Origin of the sequence: Streptococcus cristatus ATCC 51100 (genome assembly GCF_000222765.1) — a bacterium.
Classification (GTDB): domain Bacteria; phylum Bacillota; class Bacilli; order Lactobacillales; family Streptococcaceae; genus Streptococcus; species Streptococcus cristatus.
The window spans coordinates 35,445-51,158 of record NZ_AFUE01000003.1; the positions used below are offsets into that span (position 1 = coordinate 35,445).

Annotated in this window: 11 protein-coding genes and 2 pseudogenes; 3 read left to right on the plus strand and 10 right to left on the minus strand. The window is 42.5% G+C overall.

Going from position 1 to position 15,714, the window contains the following annotated elements; translation table 11 throughout:
• Positions 1–228: 228 nt before the first annotated feature.
• The 8 genes from truB to proB all read right to left on the minus strand — a co-directional run bounded on the left by truB (position 229) and on the right by proB (position 10,222).
• The gene (truB, locus tag HMPREF9960_RS01525) at positions 229–1,107 is read right to left on the minus strand and encodes a tRNA pseudouridine(55) synthase TruB (protein ID WP_005590179.1); all 879 of its coding nucleotides are present in this window, start codon (positions 1,105–1,107) and stop codon (positions 229–231) included.
• A 12-nt stretch (positions 1,108–1,119) separates the two neighbouring features.
• The gene (locus HMPREF9960_RS01530; RefSeq protein ID WP_005590178.1) at positions 1,120–2,391 is read right to left on the minus strand and encodes a DUF2130 domain-containing protein; all 1,272 of its coding nucleotides are present in this window, start codon (positions 2,389–2,391) and stop codon (positions 1,120–1,122) included.
• Between the two features lie 92 nt (positions 2,392–2,483).
• The gene (locus HMPREF9960_RS01535; protein ID WP_005590177.1) at positions 2,484–4,229 is read right to left on the minus strand and encodes an ABC transporter ATP-binding protein; all 1,746 of its coding nucleotides are present in this window, start codon (positions 4,227–4,229) and stop codon (positions 2,484–2,486) included.
• On the minus strand, positions 4,222–5,988 hold the full coding sequence (locus tag HMPREF9960_RS01540) for an ABC transporter ATP-binding protein (RefSeq protein ID WP_005590175.1): 1,767 nt from the start codon (positions 5,986–5,988) through the stop codon (positions 4,222–4,224). Before HMPREF9960_RS01540 ends, HMPREF9960_RS01535 begins: the two co-directional genes overlap by 8 nt.
• 18 nt (positions 5,989–6,006) lie before the next feature.
• On the minus strand, positions 6,007–6,618 hold the full coding sequence (locus tag HMPREF9960_RS01545; RefSeq protein ID WP_005590174.1) for a TetR/AcrR family transcriptional regulator: 612 nt from the start codon (positions 6,616–6,618) through the stop codon (positions 6,007–6,009).
• 326 nt (positions 6,619–6,944) lie between these two features.
• Complete coding sequence (gene proC, locus HMPREF9960_RS01550; protein WP_005590172.1) at positions 6,945–7,745, minus strand: pyrroline-5-carboxylate reductase; 801 nt, start codon at positions 7,743–7,745, stop codon at positions 6,945–6,947.
• 2 nt (positions 7,746–7,747) lie between these two features.
• On the minus strand, positions 7,748–9,010 hold the full coding sequence (locus tag HMPREF9960_RS01555) for a glutamate-5-semialdehyde dehydrogenase (protein WP_005590171.1): 1,263 nt from the start codon (positions 9,008–9,010) through the stop codon (positions 7,748–7,750).
• A gap of 102 nt (positions 9,011–9,112) precedes the next feature.
• Positions 9,113–10,222: a glutamate 5-kinase gene (gene proB / locus HMPREF9960_RS01560; protein ID WP_005590170.1), complete on the minus strand. Its 1,110-nt coding sequence runs from the start codon at positions 10,220–10,222 to the stop codon at positions 9,113–9,115.
• Between the two features lie 136 nt (positions 10,223–10,358).
• On the opposite strand from proB, the gene HMPREF9960_RS01565 reads away from it, so the two are divergent.
• Positions 10,359–11,174 carry a Cof-type HAD-IIB family hydrolase gene (locus HMPREF9960_RS01565; protein ID WP_005590169.1) on the plus strand — a complete coding sequence of 272 codons (816 nt, stop codon included), beginning with the start codon at positions 10,359–10,361 and terminating at the stop codon, positions 11,172–11,174.
• A gap of 113 nt (positions 11,175–11,287) precedes the next feature.
• Here HMPREF9960_RS01565 and HMPREF9960_RS01570 read toward each other — a convergent pair whose 3' ends face one another.
• Together HMPREF9960_RS01570 and HMPREF9960_RS09875 are read right to left on the minus strand one after the other, a co-directional pair.
• Positions 11,288–12,439 (minus strand): iron-containing alcohol dehydrogenase, encoded by a 1,152-nt coding sequence (locus HMPREF9960_RS01570; protein ID WP_005590167.1) that lies wholly within the window; start codon positions 12,437–12,439, stop codon positions 11,288–11,290.
• Between the two features lie 297 nt (positions 12,440–12,736).
• Positions 12,737–13,286: pseudogene (locus HMPREF9960_RS09875) on the minus strand (transposase); the annotation flags it as partial.
• 320 nt (positions 13,287–13,606) lie between these two features.
• On the opposite strand from HMPREF9960_RS09875, the pseudogene HMPREF9960_RS10970 reads away from it, so the two are divergent.
• A pseudogene (locus HMPREF9960_RS10970) lies at positions 13,607–14,337 on the plus strand (ABC transporter ATP-binding protein).
• Positions 14,338–14,354: 17 nt separating this feature from the next.
• Positions 14,355–15,671, plus strand: a complete 1,317-nt coding sequence (locus HMPREF9960_RS01590) for a hypothetical protein (RefSeq protein ID WP_005592019.1) — start codon at positions 14,355–14,357, stop codon at positions 15,669–15,671.
• Positions 15,672–15,714: the final 43 nt, after the last annotated feature.

Below are 15,714 nucleotides of genomic sequence, written 5' to 3' on the forward strand. Positions count from 1 at the left end.
GTACGATTTAAGCAATGATAATCCCCTGTTTTTACTCTATCATTTTTTACCAAAATGTTTAAATTTGGAGTGTTTTTATTTCAAGATGTATGCTATGTTATATAGGTTTTTTCTATGCCTTTGGAGACAAAATTTCTGACCATTTTTAACTTCAATATTTATTTGATTATTCACCTTATATAAAAAATCCTGAAAATATATTTCAGGATGCTAATATGCTATATACCATCAAAGAAAGACTTTTTTAGGTTTGTAATATTCTTCTCTTTTCTCTAAAATGGCAATGAGCTTACCTTTATGAAAGCCTGCTAAGACAATCTCAGCATTTTCAATGGGGATAAAACGACCGTGGCGCACTTCTTCGAGCTGTTCAGCCGTCAGTTCAATCTTTGGTAGATCACCTGTCCCCAACTCCAGAGGTTGTAGAAAGGAGAAATCCTCCACTGATACTCGCTCCGCTATTTCATCCAAGGTCAAGGCATCATTCAAGCTCATACCTGCTGAGGAAGTCCGTGTCAGCTGAGACATATGACTGGCAAAGCCAAGCTTGGCTCCCAAATCAACAGACAGGGTTCGAACATATGTTCCCTTGCTGCACTTGACCCGAAAGCGAAAACGAGCTTGCTCATCTTCATAGGAAATAGGACTTGTGCGCTCGAAACTATAGATGGTCACCTGCCGCTCTGGGCGCTCCACTTCTTGACCTGCACGCGCATACTCATAAAGCTTGCGGCCATTGACCTTGACTGCTGAGTACATGGGCGGAATCTGGCGAATCTCACCAGTCATGGACTCCATCGCTTCATCGATGAGAGCTTCTTCTAAAAGCTCCGTCACCGGCGTCCGCTCTAGGATGTCTCCGCTGGCATCCTCTGTCGTCGTTGAGCAACCCAGAGTAATCTCCCCCTCGTAGACCTTGCCTTCCTCCTGCATAAACTCGACCAAACGTGTCGCCTTACCTATAGCAATCGGAAGCACCCCTACTACATCTGGATCCAAGGTGCCTCCGTGACCAATTTTCTTCGTTCCCAAAATTTTACGCAGCTTAAAGACCGCATCATGCGAGGTCATGCCCGCTTCTTTTCTTAAGTTGATAATTCCGTTCATTGTCTTGTTTTCTTACTTCTCCTTTAAAGCTTCAAACTTAGCTTTCATAGTAGGGTTTTTGCGCGTCAGTTTTTTGACAGAGACATCGTCCAGTTTGTTATTAGCCAAGCGCAGCTGGTTTTCAGAGGTCGTCAGGAATTTCTTAATTTCTTCCATCCGGCGGATAGCCTTGTCGATCTCCTCGATAGCCTTGCCAAAGTTTGTCGAAGCAGACTGATAGTTCTTGGCAAAAGCAACTTTAAAGGCATCCAAATCTTCCTCAAAATGCGTAATATCAATGTTTTGCTCCCGCACCAAGGCCAGCTCCTGCTTGTACTGGAGCGAGTTGAGCGCAGCATTACGCAGGAGGGTAATCATGGGGAGGAAGAACTGAGGTCGGATAACATACATCTTCTCATAGGCATAGGACACATCGACAATACCCGAATTGTAGAGCTCGCTGTCAGCCTCCAGAAGTGTCACCAGAATGGCATACTCGCAACCCTTCTCCCGCCGGTCCTTATCCAGCTCTTTGAAAAAATGCTCGTTTTTCTTCTTGGTCGCTGTCTCATCGCCTTCATTTTTCATCTCAAACATGATGGAGAGGATTTCTACACCATTTTCATCCACCTCGCGGTAAATGTAGTCACCCTTGCTGCCGGTTCTGGCATCATTGTCCTTGCCAAACTCCGCTTGTGGAAACATAGCCATACGATTCTTGTTAAACTCGTACTCACAGTGCTGTTCCAAACTCTCACCAATCATCTTAGTGGACTGCTTGGCTTTAAAATCCTTGTAGAACTCTATGGTCTCATCTTTCTGCCGCAGCTCTACCTCATAGCGCTCTTTGAGCGAGGTCTGAGCCAGCGCTGCTTCCTTTTCTTGCAAGACTAGCTGATTCTTAACCTCGTCTCGCTCTTTTTCCAGCGCAGACAAGGTCTTTTGGAGTTGATTTTCATGCTCCAAGCGCAGAGTTGTCAGCTGACTTTCCAATTTCTGAACTTCCTTATCTTTCTCCTGCAATTGAAGACTTGCTGCCTGCTCCGCCTCTTTCTTTGCCAATTCCTGCTGGGTCTCAAACTGAGCAATTTGACTTTGAAGCTTGCTAATTTCCTGTTCTTTCTGCGATAGGAGAGCTTGTTGGGCATTCTGGTTTTTTTGCTCTGCTAAAGCCAGTTCCTGCTCAATCCGAGCATGAATCTCCTTGTCAAACTCTGCTGTCCGAACCTGCGACAAAAGCTCACTGTACTGGCTTTCATTGACTGTAAAAACCTCCCCGCAGTTGGGGCATTTGATTTCGTTCATGGCTACCTCATTCAAGATTTTTCTCTACTTCATTATATCATTCTTCCCTTTAAATGAAAAACAGCAAGCCGCTGGCCTGCTGTTTCAGGTTATCACTCCTCCATCTCAATCCGCCAGCTGGCAGCTGTTTTTCTTTCTTGGATAAATTTACTATAGATACCTTGTTTAGCTAGTAAGTCTTGGTGTTTGCCTTGCTCGACAATGCGGCCTTGATCCAGCGCCAAAATCTGGTCTGCATGCTCAACCGTCTTGAGTCGGTGGGCAATCATGATGATAGTCTTATCACGAGTCAGAGCCTGAATAGCCTGCATGAGGGCTTCTTCATTTTCTGGGTCGACATTGGCTGTTGCTTCATCCAGAATGATAATAGGCGCATCCTTGATAATAGCCCGCGCGATGGAAATGCGCTGACGCTCACCTCCAGAAAGACTGGCACCTCCTTCACCAATCTTGGTATCATAGCCATCAGGCAGTGAGAGGATAAAGTCATGACAGGCAGCTTTCTTGGCAGCCTCTATCACTTCTTCCTGACTGGCCTCCGGCTTGCCAAAACGAATGTTATTGGCAATGGTATCCTCAAAGAGATAGACACTTTGGAAGACAAAGCTGAAATTACGAATCAGGCTGTCATAGCTGTAATCCCTGACATCATGCCCGTCCAGACTGATACTTCCCTGGTCCACATCCCAGAAGCGGGCGATGAGGTTGCAGAGCGTTGTTTTGCCTGATCCAGAAGGTCCGACCAGAGCAGTTGTTGTTTTCTCTGGAATGGTGAGGGAAACCCGGTCAATAATTTTCTTATTTCCATAAGAGAAGCTAACATCTCTTAGCTCAATGCGACTGCTCTTAGGCTCAATATCCTGACCGCTGATGTCCATCGGCTGGATAGCCAAAACTTGATTGACCATATCAACCGACAAATCAACAATGCGCAGGAGAGAAGAGAAAGAGCCAACGCCGTCTAGATTTTCATAAATCATAAAGCCACTGACAATCATCATAATGGTTACCAGCAGCTCCATACTGCCATTGAGATAAAAGTAGATAGAGAAAAGCCCCATAAAGAGACCGGTCAGCTTGGTCACCATACCCTGGAGAGCAATGTAAGGTGAGGTCACAAGTGTCATTTTGGTATCTAGCTGACTCTTGCCTTCAATAGCCTTGGACAGCTTCTTGACAGAACGGTTGACCAGATTGTAGTTCTTAACTTCAACAATACCTTGGCTGTACTCCAAAACAACGGCTACCAGGTCCATATCCGCCTGATACTTGTCATCAGAAACCTTGCCAACTTGCCAACGCATGAGAGTATTGGGCAGGAGAAAGAGGACGAGACCCACCAAGAGAACCAGTCCAACCCGCCAGTCATAGAGAAAGACCAAAATAGTGATGAGACCAGTCGTCAGAAAGCCCTGCACAGTCATCATAACCACTCGCGTAGCTACGTCAGACAGCCCTTCCAGCGTATTAGTCGTAACACTGGTAATCTTGCCCAAGCTATTTTGATTAAAGTAACCCATGGGCAAATAGCGCATGTGCTCGGCAATTTCAATCCGCTTCTGAGCACAGGTATGATAGCCCGCTTCCGTCTGCAGCATGGTAATTTTCAGGGTAATCCAGACGTTTAGCACAGTGGATACCAGCATGATACCTAAAGCCAGCCAGAATGTCTGCATAGAGAGATTCTTCTCAATCAGTCCCATAACAACTAGGCCGATTGCTGGAATACGCAGAGCAATGATAAAGGACTTGATGATACCCAGATAAATAGATTGATAAAATTTCCTACGATCCTCTGCCGTACAGAAATCAAAGAATTTCTTCAGTATATTAAGCATGAGTCAGCCCTCCTTCCATCTCACTATTATCCTTGGTAGCAATATGGGCCTGCCACATGGAAGCATAAAGCGGACTTGCTGTCAGCAATTCTTCATGCCGACCTCTAGCTTCAATCCGACCATCATTGACCAAGACTATCTGGTCTGCACTCATAATCGTAGACAGCCTGTGGGCAATGACAATCAAGGTCCGTCCCTCAATCAAACGAGCTAGACTGGACTGGATCTGTGCTTCATTTTCTGGATCTGTATAAGCAGTCGCTTCATCCAAGATAAGAATCGGTGCATCCTTGAGCATGGCACGGGCGATAGCAATCCGCTGACGCTCCCCACCAGATAGATGACTGCCGCCAGAGCCTACTTGAGTTTCAAAGCCGTCTTCTAAGTTCATGATAAAGTCATAACAGCCACAGCGACGGGCAATTTCGATGACCTCTTCGTCAGAAGCTGCTGGATTTCCCATCCGGATATTTTCCATAATAGTCTCGTCAAAGAGATAGTTATCCTGAGTCACGTAAGCGATCTGCCGACTGTAATAGTCTAGCGGAAGCTGACGAATGTCCAAGCCACCATAGGTAATCTGACCAGAACTGACATCCCAGAAAGAAGCTAGAAGCTTGGCAATTGTAGACTTACCTGAGCCTGATGGCCCAACTAAAGCATTGATGCTGCCAGCCTTAATATCTAGCGAAATACCATGCAGTACTTCCTCTTCATCTGTATAGCCAAAGCTGACATCCGTCATGACCAGATCCCTTCCTTTTGGAAGTTCTCTCAGCTCCTGAGGCCTTTTCAAATCAGGCTTTTCCAAAATATCAATGACTTGACCAAAAATAGTCCCGATTTTCCGTAAATCGTCCATATAGCTAGCCACTAAAATCAGAGGAGTCAGAAGACTGAGCGACAGAATAATCATCAGAATGAAATTGCTAGCTGTCAAGCTACCTTGGAGATAGAAATAACAGCCAGCCGGCAGTAGAAAGAGCAAGCCTGATGGCAGAAAAGCAGTCACAATCCCCATCTCTAGATTAAACTTGCGCATCCACTCAATAAAGCAGTCTGCTCCTTCTCTAGCAGCCGTCACAAACTTATCGTATGAAAATTTTTCCTTGCCAAAGACCTTGATGACCTCAATCCCATTAATATATTCCACCGCTGTATCATTGATTTTTTTGGTCTTGACCAGAGTATTTTGATAGTCTGCTTCGCTATTGACAGCCATCCGCATATAGGCCAGCGCCACGATGGGAATAGTCAGGAGAGACAGCAAGGTCAGCCGCCAATCGATGACCAGCATGGCAATGAGAACAATAATCGGACCAAAAATCCCAGCGGTAAACTCTGGAATCAGGTGAGCCAAGGTCGTTTCGGTCGCATCCACCCGCTCAACGATAATGTTTTTATAACTGCCTGATGACTGACTAAGCACTGTACCTAGAGGCAGCCTAGCTAGCTTGTCTGTCAGGCGACGCCGCATTTCCGCTAGAATCTTAAAAGTAGCCGTATGCGACAGCATGGTGGAAATACCGTGAAAGCCCCAGTAGCCAATCCAAGCTAGACCCGCCCATGCCGACTGCAGCAGGTAGAAATCCCAGTTTTTATTGCCAGCCAAGAGCTGATTAATCATTCCACCAATAAAGAAATAAGGCAGAAATCCTGAAATTACAGAGGCAAAGGCAAAGATCAGACTGAGCACAAAATATATCTTATGAAGGGAAACAAAGTCCCAGATCCAAGCAAGAACAGATTTTTTCTTCATAGAATTTCCTTCTTTCTATCAAAAACCTAGCAAACCTCCCCAGTCAAACAAGTCCATGATGGAATGGCAAAATTCCAGCGCCTGCTCTTGGGACCAATCTTGAGCCAAGGGCTCAAATACAGCTGTGTAATAAGCTGTCATGCACGATCGCAGAAACTCGTGTTTGACCAAATAATTGATCTTCCCCTCTTTGTAAGCCAGCTCCAAATAGCGATAAGTCTCGTCTGCTGCCAAATGAGGCAGACGCATCCTGAAGTCCTCTTGCGAAGAGCCCTGAGATTTAAAGAGCAAAAGCTGCATAATATCCTTATGCTCATAGAGAATCCGCATCAGGGACTGGAGATCTTCCAAGCGATGGGCCCACATGTCAGACAGGTGTCCCTCTTCTAGGAAAGCATAGTCACGTCGCTTCTGCTCTTGTCCATACTGGTCTAAGGCTGTCAGAGTAGGCTCAAGTAGAGCAGTAAAGAGACTGTCCTTACTCTCATATCGCTTATAAAGAGCCCCAGTCGTCAAGCCAGCCGCGCGACAAATTCTCCGCAGTGAAGCATCCTGATAGCCATAAGCCAAGAACTCACTCCTCGCGCTTTCCAAGATTTTTTCATTTAACTCATCTGTTTCTTTTTTCATGGTTTCAATTCGATAACACTGTTATCGCCTTTCTTCTTTTATTATAAATTCTGACAATTTAACTGTCAAGGAAAAACAAAAGAAATATGGACTGAGCTGTTGATTGTAAAATCTACTTCTTCTTAGAGCAAAGTCTCCATCTATGTCATCCACAGGTTTACTTTCACTTGACTTAGTAAGGATAAGTTTTTTGAAAAACAAAAAGACACTCGTACTGGCTTTAAACAAGCCATCTACGAGTGTCTCTCTGCACTACTTATATGATGATATATCATATCGCTTTACGATTCTATTTTTTCTTCAAAAGAAGCAAAATGACAATTACCCTACTTACCAAGTTCCTGCGTCCGTTGATATGCCGCTTGAACGGCGGCCATGACTGTTCCTCGAAAGGCATTTTCTTCCAAACTAGCCACCCCGGCAATGGTCGAACCGGCTGGACTGCAGACCTGATCTTTGAGCTGGGCCGGATGTTGGCCACTGACCTGACTTAGCTTGGCAGCGCCTAAAAGGGTCTGATTGGCTAGATGCAGCGATACGTCGCGACTGAGTCCTGCTCGGACACCTGCATCCGCTAAAGCCTCTATAAAGAGATAAACGAAGGCTGGTCCACAACCAGCAAGAGCTGTCGCCGCATCCAACTGCTTTTCCTCTAGTTTGACTAGAAGGCCAGCAGATGACAGAAGCTCCCGCAACAAGTCTTCATCCGCTTGATTCGCCTGCTGGGATAAAGTATAGGTAATAACGCCCTCGCCAACAGCTACTGGTGTATTAGGCATGAGCCGAATCCAACGATGGTGGTGAGGTGTCAATTTTTCCAATCTTTCCAAGGGCAGACCAGCAGCCATGGAAACCAGTAAAAGAGACTCCCGTTTTTCTAGAATTTCCTGATACTCAGCCAACAAGTCAGCAAATTGAGCTGGCTTTATGCCCAGAAAAATCACCTCTGCCTGAGCAAAAACTTCTGCATTACTGACCGGCTGGCCACCAACTTCCGCAGCAATCTTTTCAGCCTTTTCAAGACTGCGATTAGCCAGGAGTAATTCGCTTCTATATCTTTCATCTTGGGCAACTAGGCGAGCAAGACTGCCGCCCATATTTCCCAGACCGATAAATCCAATTTTCATCTTTATTTCCTCACTTGACCAGTTCCTTGGATGACGTATTTATAGCTGGTCAATTCTTTTAGTCCCATAGGACCTCTGGCATGCAGTTTCTGTGTGGAAATCCCCATTTCGCAGCCAAGGCCAAATTGACCACCATCTGTAAAGCGGGTTGAGGCATTGACATAAACTGCTGCGCTGTCCACCTGCTCTGTGAAGTAAGCTGCCGCTGCATCGTTCTCCGTCACAATAGCATCCGAGTGATGAGTGCTGTGAGCTTCAATATGCTCCACCGCTTCTTCCAGCGAGGAAACCAGCTTGACAGCTAAGACATAATCCAAAAATTCGGTATCAAAATCTTCCGATTTAGCATGTGTTCCTGAGATATACTGAGCTGCTTTCTCATCCAAACGTAATTCAACAGACTTTTCTTGTGCAGCCTCACGATCTGTCACCAGTATCTTCTGCAAACGTGGCAAAAAGTCAGCTGCAATCTCTTCATGAACCAGTAGTACTTCCATGGCATTGCAGACAGAGGGGCGACTGGTCTTGGCATTCTCAATAATCGTCAAAGCCTGATCTTGGTCAGCATCCTTATCTACATAGATATGGACAATTCCAGTGCCTGTCTCAATCACTGGCACAGTAGCATTTTCCACGACCGCCTGAATTAGTCCCGCACCACCACGCGGAATGAGCAAATCGAGATAGCCCTTAGCTTTCATCATATCCTGAGCTGAAGCCCGACTGGTATCAGAAACCAACTGGATACAATCCGGCGAAATCTTGGTCTGAGCCAAACCTTCTTTCAAAGCTGTGACAATAGCTAGCGCTGTCTGATAGGCATCCTTTCCGCTTCTGAGAACGACCGCACTGCCACTCTTTAGAGCCAGAGCCGCAGCGTCTGAAGTAACATTAGGCCGGCTTTCGTAGATAATACCAATTACGCCCATAGCCACCCGCTTTTTACTGATGACAAGGCCGTTATCAAGCTCGGTCCTTTCCAAGACTTGCCCTACAGGATCCTCCAAGTCAATCAGCTGGCGAATACCTTCTGCCATGGCAGCAATCCGCTCCTCATCTAGATAGAGGCGGTCCAGCATGACATCTGAAATCTTACCCTTAGCCGCTGCCATATCCAATTCATTGGCTGCTAAAATATCAGCCCGAGAAAGCCAGAGTTGCTTTGCCATTTCTTCCAAAGCATGGTTTTTTTCAGCCGTTGTAGCTGTGTTGATGGATTTTTTTGACTTTTTAACAATTTCAAATAATTCTTGTGTTGAGGTCATAGCGCCTCCTTTCGTAAGATACAATAATTCTTTTTAGTATTCGTGAAAATGTCGCAGAGTTCGGTTATGAAATACTCTTAATAAGTAAGCTCCTATCTCCACTTAAAATTCAGAAAAGAGCAGTTGGAGTTCTGGAGTAATAGAAATCCAATCGTCACGATGAATGACAACTCCCTTTGGTTTACTAGACCGCAGCATGTCCTTGAGGGCAGGTTTACCAAAGCGCACGCGCCCCTTTCCTAAAATCGCACCAGTCTCTTCTTCGTACACCGTTACCGTATCTTGGTAAGAAAAATGCCCCTCTAACCTAACAATTCCTGATGCCAGAAGGCTTTTACCATCGTAGCTGAGTGCCTGTGCCGCACCTTGATCCACATAGATAGCGCCTTGGCTCTTAGAATAGAAGGCTAGCCACTGTTTTTGCGTCTTCAAGCCCTTATCCTGCGCTGAGAAAAAGCTCCCGTCTCGAGTCTGGCTCGCCGCCTCCAATAAAGCATTGCTTTTAAGTGACGAACAAATATAAACTGGTACACCAGACATGGTCGCCAAAGTTGCTGCTTTGATCTTAGTCAGCATGCCACCAGTGCCATTGCTGGAGCCCGCACCGCCTGCCATGTCAATCAAATCACTAGAGATTGTCTCAATTCTTTCAAGCCGACGGGCCGTTGGATCTGAAGCTGGGTTAGCAGTGTAAAGCCCATCAACATCTGTCAAAAGTACCAAAAGATCCGCCTGAACCATGGCTGCCACCTGAGCACTGAGCGTATCATTGTCTCCCACCTTTAGCTCCTCGATTGAAACTGTGTCATTTTCATTGATAATGGGAATGGCACCTCGATTAAGGAGGACTGACAAAGCTTGGTGGGCATTTTTGTAACGCCGTTTATCCGCAAAATCATCCTGCGTCAGCAAAATCTGGGCAGATACAATCTTCTTCAAGAGCAGATTGGTGGTGTACTCCTCTAGGAGAAGGCCCTGACCAACAGCAGCCGAAGCCTGTTTGTCAGCTACTTTGGTTGGGCGTTTCTTAAAGCCCAGAGAAGAAAAACCTGCCGCAATGGCTCCAGACGATACCAAAATCAACTCATGTCCTGCTTCATGCAAGACCGATAATTGATGCGTGATTTCCCGCACCTTTGCCCGTGACAAGCTGCCGTCAGGATTTGTCAATGAGCTCGTTCCAACTTTAAATACAATACGCTTTGCTTTCATAGCTTCTCTTTTCCTTACTAGATTTTCTTATTATACCATAAGGACAGGAAAATTAAAAAACAATCTTTCCCCATTTCTGCTCTCCTAGCAATAGAAAATATGCTATAATATTCACAAATACTATTGGAGAAAAACTATGATTAAACTAATTGCCCTTGATATGGACGGAACCTTGCTGACTGAGGAAAAAAAGATTCCTCAAGCTCATATTGATGCTATCCACCAAGCTATCCAAGCCGGAGTCAAGCTGGTTCTCTGTACAGGTAGACCGCTCGTGGGTGTCAAGCCCTACTATCAGGAGTTGGGCTTGGAGAATGAAAATGAATATGTCATCGTAGACAATGGTTGCGCTATCCATCAGACTAGCGATTGGCAGGTCGTTGACTGGCAAGAATTAAATCCAGATGATATTCGCTACTTATACAGTTTGGCGGAGCAGAGCCAAGTGCAGTTGACCTTGTTTGATGAAGAGCATTACTTCGTCGTAGGGGAAAAGGCCAGCAAAATTGTGACAGATGATGCGGCTCTTGTCTTTACGACTCCTACTGAAATCAGCCTTGAAGAAGCTTGCAGCGGTCAGCATCGAATGTTTCAAGCCATGTTCCTAGGAAATCCAGAGCAGGTAGACGATTTTGAGACCAAGTTCGCTCAAGAACTCTGCCAACGATTCAGTGGCGTCCGCTCCCAACCTGTCATCTACGAGGCGATGCCGAAAGGTGTCACCAAAGCCTTTGCCCTAGAGCGTCTAGCACAACGCTTAGAGATCAATCCTGAGGAAATCATGGCACTGGGCGATGCGAATAACGATATTGAAATGCTGCAGTTTGCTGGCTTGGGCATTGCCATGGGGAATGCTAGCAACCATGTCAAAAACTTGGCCGACTACGTGACAGATAGCAATGAAGAAAATGGCGTCGCCACAGCTATTGCTAAGTTTATTTTAGAGCACTAATCCTGTAGATCATCCCATTTCCATAATTAAAAAGACAGTTGTAGGAGAGAGAGCAACTGTCTTTTTTTGATATAAATCAACTAAGTTTAGAGAGTGAACTGTTTTCCTTTGGCTTAAAACAATTCTTTGTATAAAGCAATGGTTTCTTCCAAAGTCGGCATGAAAGGATTGCCAGGTGCGCAAGCATCAATCAAGGCATTCTTAGAAAGGTATTCAAAGTCAAAGTCCTTTTCTTCAATACCAAGCTCGGTCAGTTTCTTAGGAATACCGACCGTTTCGGACAAGGTTTCGATTTCCGAAATGGCATATGCTGCACATTCTTCATCAGTCTTGCCTTCGGTATGCAAGCCTAAAGCTTTAGCTACATTTCTAAAGGCTGCTGGTACACGTTTGGCATTTTCACGCTCAACTACTGGTAGGAGCATAGCACAGCAAACGCCATGAGGCAGATGATAGACCGCACCAAGCTGGTGAGCCATCGAATGCACGTAGCCCAGACCTGCGTTGTTAAAGGACATGCCGCCAAGGAAAATAGCATTAACCATAGCTTCACGGGCTTCTATATCATGACCATTAGCGACTGCTCGCGGCAAATATTCCTTAATCAACTCGATGGCACCGATAGACAACTTCTTGGTTACGCCATAAGCACCAGGAGTTACCAAGGCCTCAACAGCATGAGTCAAAGCATCCATCCCCGTCGCTGCTGTTAAATTAGCTGGTTTGGAAATCATGAGCTCTGGGTCATTGACAGAGATGAGAGCCAGACTATTTTTATCAACCATCACCATCTTAACCTTGCGTTCTTCGTCCGTGATAACATAGTTGATAGTGATTTCGGCAGAAGTCCCTGCCGTGGTGTTGATGGCTACAACTGGCAGACCCTTTTCTTTAGACTTGTGGAGCCCTTCATAATCCTGCGGCTTGCCCCCATTTGTCGCCATGATGGAAATACAGCTAGCAGCATCCTGAGGAGAGCCACCGCCGACACTGATGATAAAATCACAGTCATTTTCTTGAAGAGTAGCTAATCCATCATAAACATTCTTACAAGATGGATTTGGATCTACACCTTCAAAAACCACATATTCAATGCCTTCTGCTTCTAGCGGTTTGATGACTTTTGGTAAAATGTCACTGGATGCAATGTAGTGGTCTGTAACGATGAGAGCTTTCTTGAAGCCAAGCTCTTTGACATGACCGCCAAATTCATTGATGACACCCTTACCAATCAAATTGACTGATGGAACGTAGAAAACTGACATAATGATTTCCTCCTTAATTGAGCACAAGGCTCTATTGTATATGTTAATATAATTTTACTACTTTCTCTTCTACTTTTCAAATAATTATACAAGTCAAATTAGAAAAAAAGAGGCTGGGACAAAAAGATTTTGATTTTAGGAACTCTTTATTATAATTTTTTGAAATCGATAGATTAGATAAAAAGCGAACAAAACAGAATTCTGAATGCCAGATAACTAGTTTTGTACGCTTTTTATATTTAAGGTTAGACTTTTGTCCCAGCATCTAGCCTTCGTTAAGAAATATAATAACGAAGGGTGAAAGTGATCAAGAACGATTTTAGCATTAGGGAGTGAAGCTGCTTGGCCAAGTCATAGTAAGGACTAAACATATCCATAGTAAGGATTTTCACCTGACAACGAACAGCTCTATCCTAGCGAAGAAAGTGATTTCGAATAATAGCTTGTGTTCTTCCCTCAAGAACAGTAATGATATTTAGCTTGTCAAAATCTTGCGCAATAAAACTCATCTTCATCTCCAGATTGAAACAGTCACTCCCCTGAGTGTTTCAACGTCCCAATACATAATCTAAGGAAGACGAGAAAAATCATGCTTAAAATGAAAATCATTAAGTTTGCGGATGACAGTTGAAGTTGAGAAGGAAAGTTGATGGGCAATATCAGTCATAGAAGTTTTTTCAATCAACTTTTTAGCAATCTTTTGGTTGATGATGCGAGGTATTTGGTGATTCTTTTTGACGATGGAAGTCTCAACGACTATTATTTTAGAGCACTGATATCACTTGAATCGACGCTTTCTAAGAAGAATTCTAGTAGGCATGCCAGTCGTTTCAAGATAAGGAATCTTTTACATATGCTACTATCTTCGTTATAGCTAACTTTAATTCTCATTTATTAAGTATACCTAAGTTTTATGTTTAAATTTTGTATAGAATAGCTGTACCTCTTAATAGAGTTATGATTACGCTTTCAATTAAGCCTCATTTATAATACTATTATGGTAATAGAAAAAATTCTTAGTTCGCTAAAGACCTTTATCCGAGATCCAGAGGAAATAGAAATTTTATCCATTAAAAATACTTTTCATAAGTTACTTACTTAATATTAACAGAATTCCAATATTGTATAATTAAATCAAATATGAAGCTGGGACTAGGAGGATTTATTATGGTTAATAATCTAGCTGTTGAAGTCACAAATCTTTCAAAAGAATTTTTACTAGGACAAGATAAAACTGTCTCTATTTTGAAAGATATTTCTTTATCTGTCAATTATGGAGAATTTGTATCAATACTTGGTGTCAGTGGTTCTGGAAAGTCTACTTTATTGAGTTGTTTATCAAGTTTATCTGAACCAACAAGTGGCGAAGTTGTTATCAATGGTGTGAATCCATACACTTTAAAAGAAGGGAAACTTGCTAAATTTAGAAGGCAAGATATTGCAATTATTTTTCAAAACTATAATCTGGTACCCGCTCTACCTGTACTAGAAAATGTTACACTTCCTCTGAGACTCTCAGGAAAGAGTGTTGATAGCAATAAAGTAAAAAAATGTTGAATAGTTTGAATTTTAAAGCAGAACTATCATCATTAGTTGCTACCTTATCAGGTGGAGAACAGCAAAAAGTGGCTATTACTCGTGCAATAATAGCTGATAGTAAAATTATTTTTGCTGATGAGCCAACAGGAGCTCTGGACAGCGTCTCAAGAAAACTTATTTTTGAAACACTTCGTAATTTAGCGAGTCAAGGAAAATGTGTTTTTATGGTCACTCATGATATTGAGTTGGCTTCAAAAACTGACAGAGCACTCATTTTAAAAGACGGAAAAATATCTCGACAAATTATTAAACCTTCAGCTGATGAGCTCTACCAAGCGCTTGAAAGTAGTAAAGATTAATTTGAGGAGGATTTATTATGCTAAAATTAATCATTTACCAATTTCAGTACTCAAAAAGACAATGGTTAGGAACAATACCATTACTATTTGTATCTAGCCTGATTGTTGGAACATCTTTATTTGGTATTGCTAGTGCAATAAAGACTGCTAATATTAACGCTTCACAACTTTTTCAAATGCTAATAGTTTTTGGCGGGACTACTCTATTTTTCCTTATTTCAAATAATATAAGACTGCTAATAGATATCTTTAAAAAGGATTACCAATTATGGGCTATCTTAGGCGCAAGCAGAACTCAGCTATCTTTACTAGTATCTGGACAGTTTTATTTAAAGGCAGTGATTGTTAGTAGTATTGGTACAATACTTTCATTCTTCATGGCAGATAGTTACTATAAATTTTTACAAAATTTATTAGGAAGAGATGAGTTACCTGATTTAGTTATTACAGCCAACATTCAATCAATTTTATTGAGTGTTTTTATAGTCCCAACAATTGTCGGGATAGGGGCTTACTTTTATTCAAGTCGAATACTTAAAATATCATCAATATTAAAACCAAAAAAGAAAAAAAGAAAGGTTACCGTAACTGGTTTTGTTAACATCTCTGTTCGTTTATTCCTATGGTTACTATGTATAGGTTTTATTGTTTCAGCAGGTTTTAGCAGAAATAAAGAAATAATTGCAACACAGTCAAGCATAATATTATTTTTATTAATTATTCACATCCTTATTATTCAATCACTATCTCCATCAATTCAAATGTTTATAATAAAATTTTTAATGAGGATATTTCCAACTGAAAATTATGTAATCAATACAGGCTTTTGGAATCTACTATCCAATCCTAGCTATTTGAAAAGTATACAAACTTCAATGAGCATGGGAGTAACTCTCATTTCTGGGTTTATTCTTTACACCCAAAATATGTATTCATTCATGAATACAGCAAACGGTGTACAAGAAGCAAGAGCTTCCTTTATTGCTTATCTGTCTGCTCCAATTATTCTGATTATTACTAGTTCTATTTCTCTTACAATTTTATCTTCTAATAAAGATATTGAGGACATTAAACAGTTAAAGACACTAGGAGTATCAAGATTACAACTTTTTAAAATACGTATAGCCGAGGCAATAATACATTCGGTATTAATTTTATTAGTATCAGTAGTTTTCAATTTAATTATTTTACTTTTAGTTAACTTTATTGGCCAACTTTTAGGCCGTAGTTTAGTAGATATATCAGGTTTCTGGCAACCGAGTCTTATAGTTATTTCTTTGTTAGTTATTTTTTATAGTATTACAAAAGGATTTTATTTATTTCAAGATAGATAAATTGGAATAGTTACTGATTCAAAAGAACACACTTATTGACAGT

What these genes read in the sequence shown, in the direction of transcription:
- truB (WP_005590179.1), bottom strand. Translation starts at nt 1,107, where the DNA reads ATGAACGGAATTATCAACTTAAGAAAAGAAGCGGGCATGACCTCGCAT.
- HMPREF9960_RS01530 (WP_005590178.1), bottom strand. Translation starts at nt 2,391, where the DNA reads ATGAACGAAATCAAATGCCCCAACTGCGGGGAGGTTTTTACAGTCAAT.
- HMPREF9960_RS01535 (WP_005590177.1), bottom strand. Translation starts at nt 4,229, where the DNA reads ATGCTTAATATACTGAAGAAATTCTTTGATTTCTGTACGGCAGAGGAT.
- HMPREF9960_RS01540 (WP_005590175.1), bottom strand. Translation starts at nt 5,988, where the DNA reads ATGAAGAAAAAATCTGTTCTTGCTTGGATCTGGGACTTTGTTTCCCTT.
- HMPREF9960_RS01545 (WP_005590174.1), bottom strand. Translation starts at nt 6,618, where the DNA reads ATGAAAAAAGAAACAGATGAGTTAAATGAAAAAATCTTGGAAAGCGCG.
- proC (WP_005590172.1), bottom strand. Translation starts at nt 7,745, where the DNA reads ATGAAAATTGGATTTATCGGTCTGGGAAATATGGGCGGCAGTCTTGCT.
- HMPREF9960_RS01555 (WP_005590171.1), bottom strand. Translation starts at nt 9,010, where the DNA reads ATGACCTCAACACAAGAATTATTTGAAATTGTTAAAAAGTCAAAAAAA.
- proB (WP_005590170.1), bottom strand. Translation starts at nt 10,222, where the DNA reads ATGAAAGCAAAGCGTATTGTATTTAAAGTTGGAACGAGCTCATTGACA.
- HMPREF9960_RS01565 (WP_005590169.1), top strand. Translation starts at nt 10,359, where the DNA reads ATGATTAAACTAATTGCCCTTGATATGGACGGAACCTTGCTGACTGAG.
- HMPREF9960_RS01570 (WP_005590167.1), bottom strand. Translation starts at nt 12,439, where the DNA reads ATGTCAGTTTTCTACGTTCCATCAGTCAATTTGATTGGTAAGGGTGTC.
- HMPREF9960_RS01590 (WP_005592019.1), top strand. Translation starts at nt 14,355, where the DNA reads ATGCTAAAATTAATCATTTACCAATTTCAGTACTCAAAAAGACAATGG.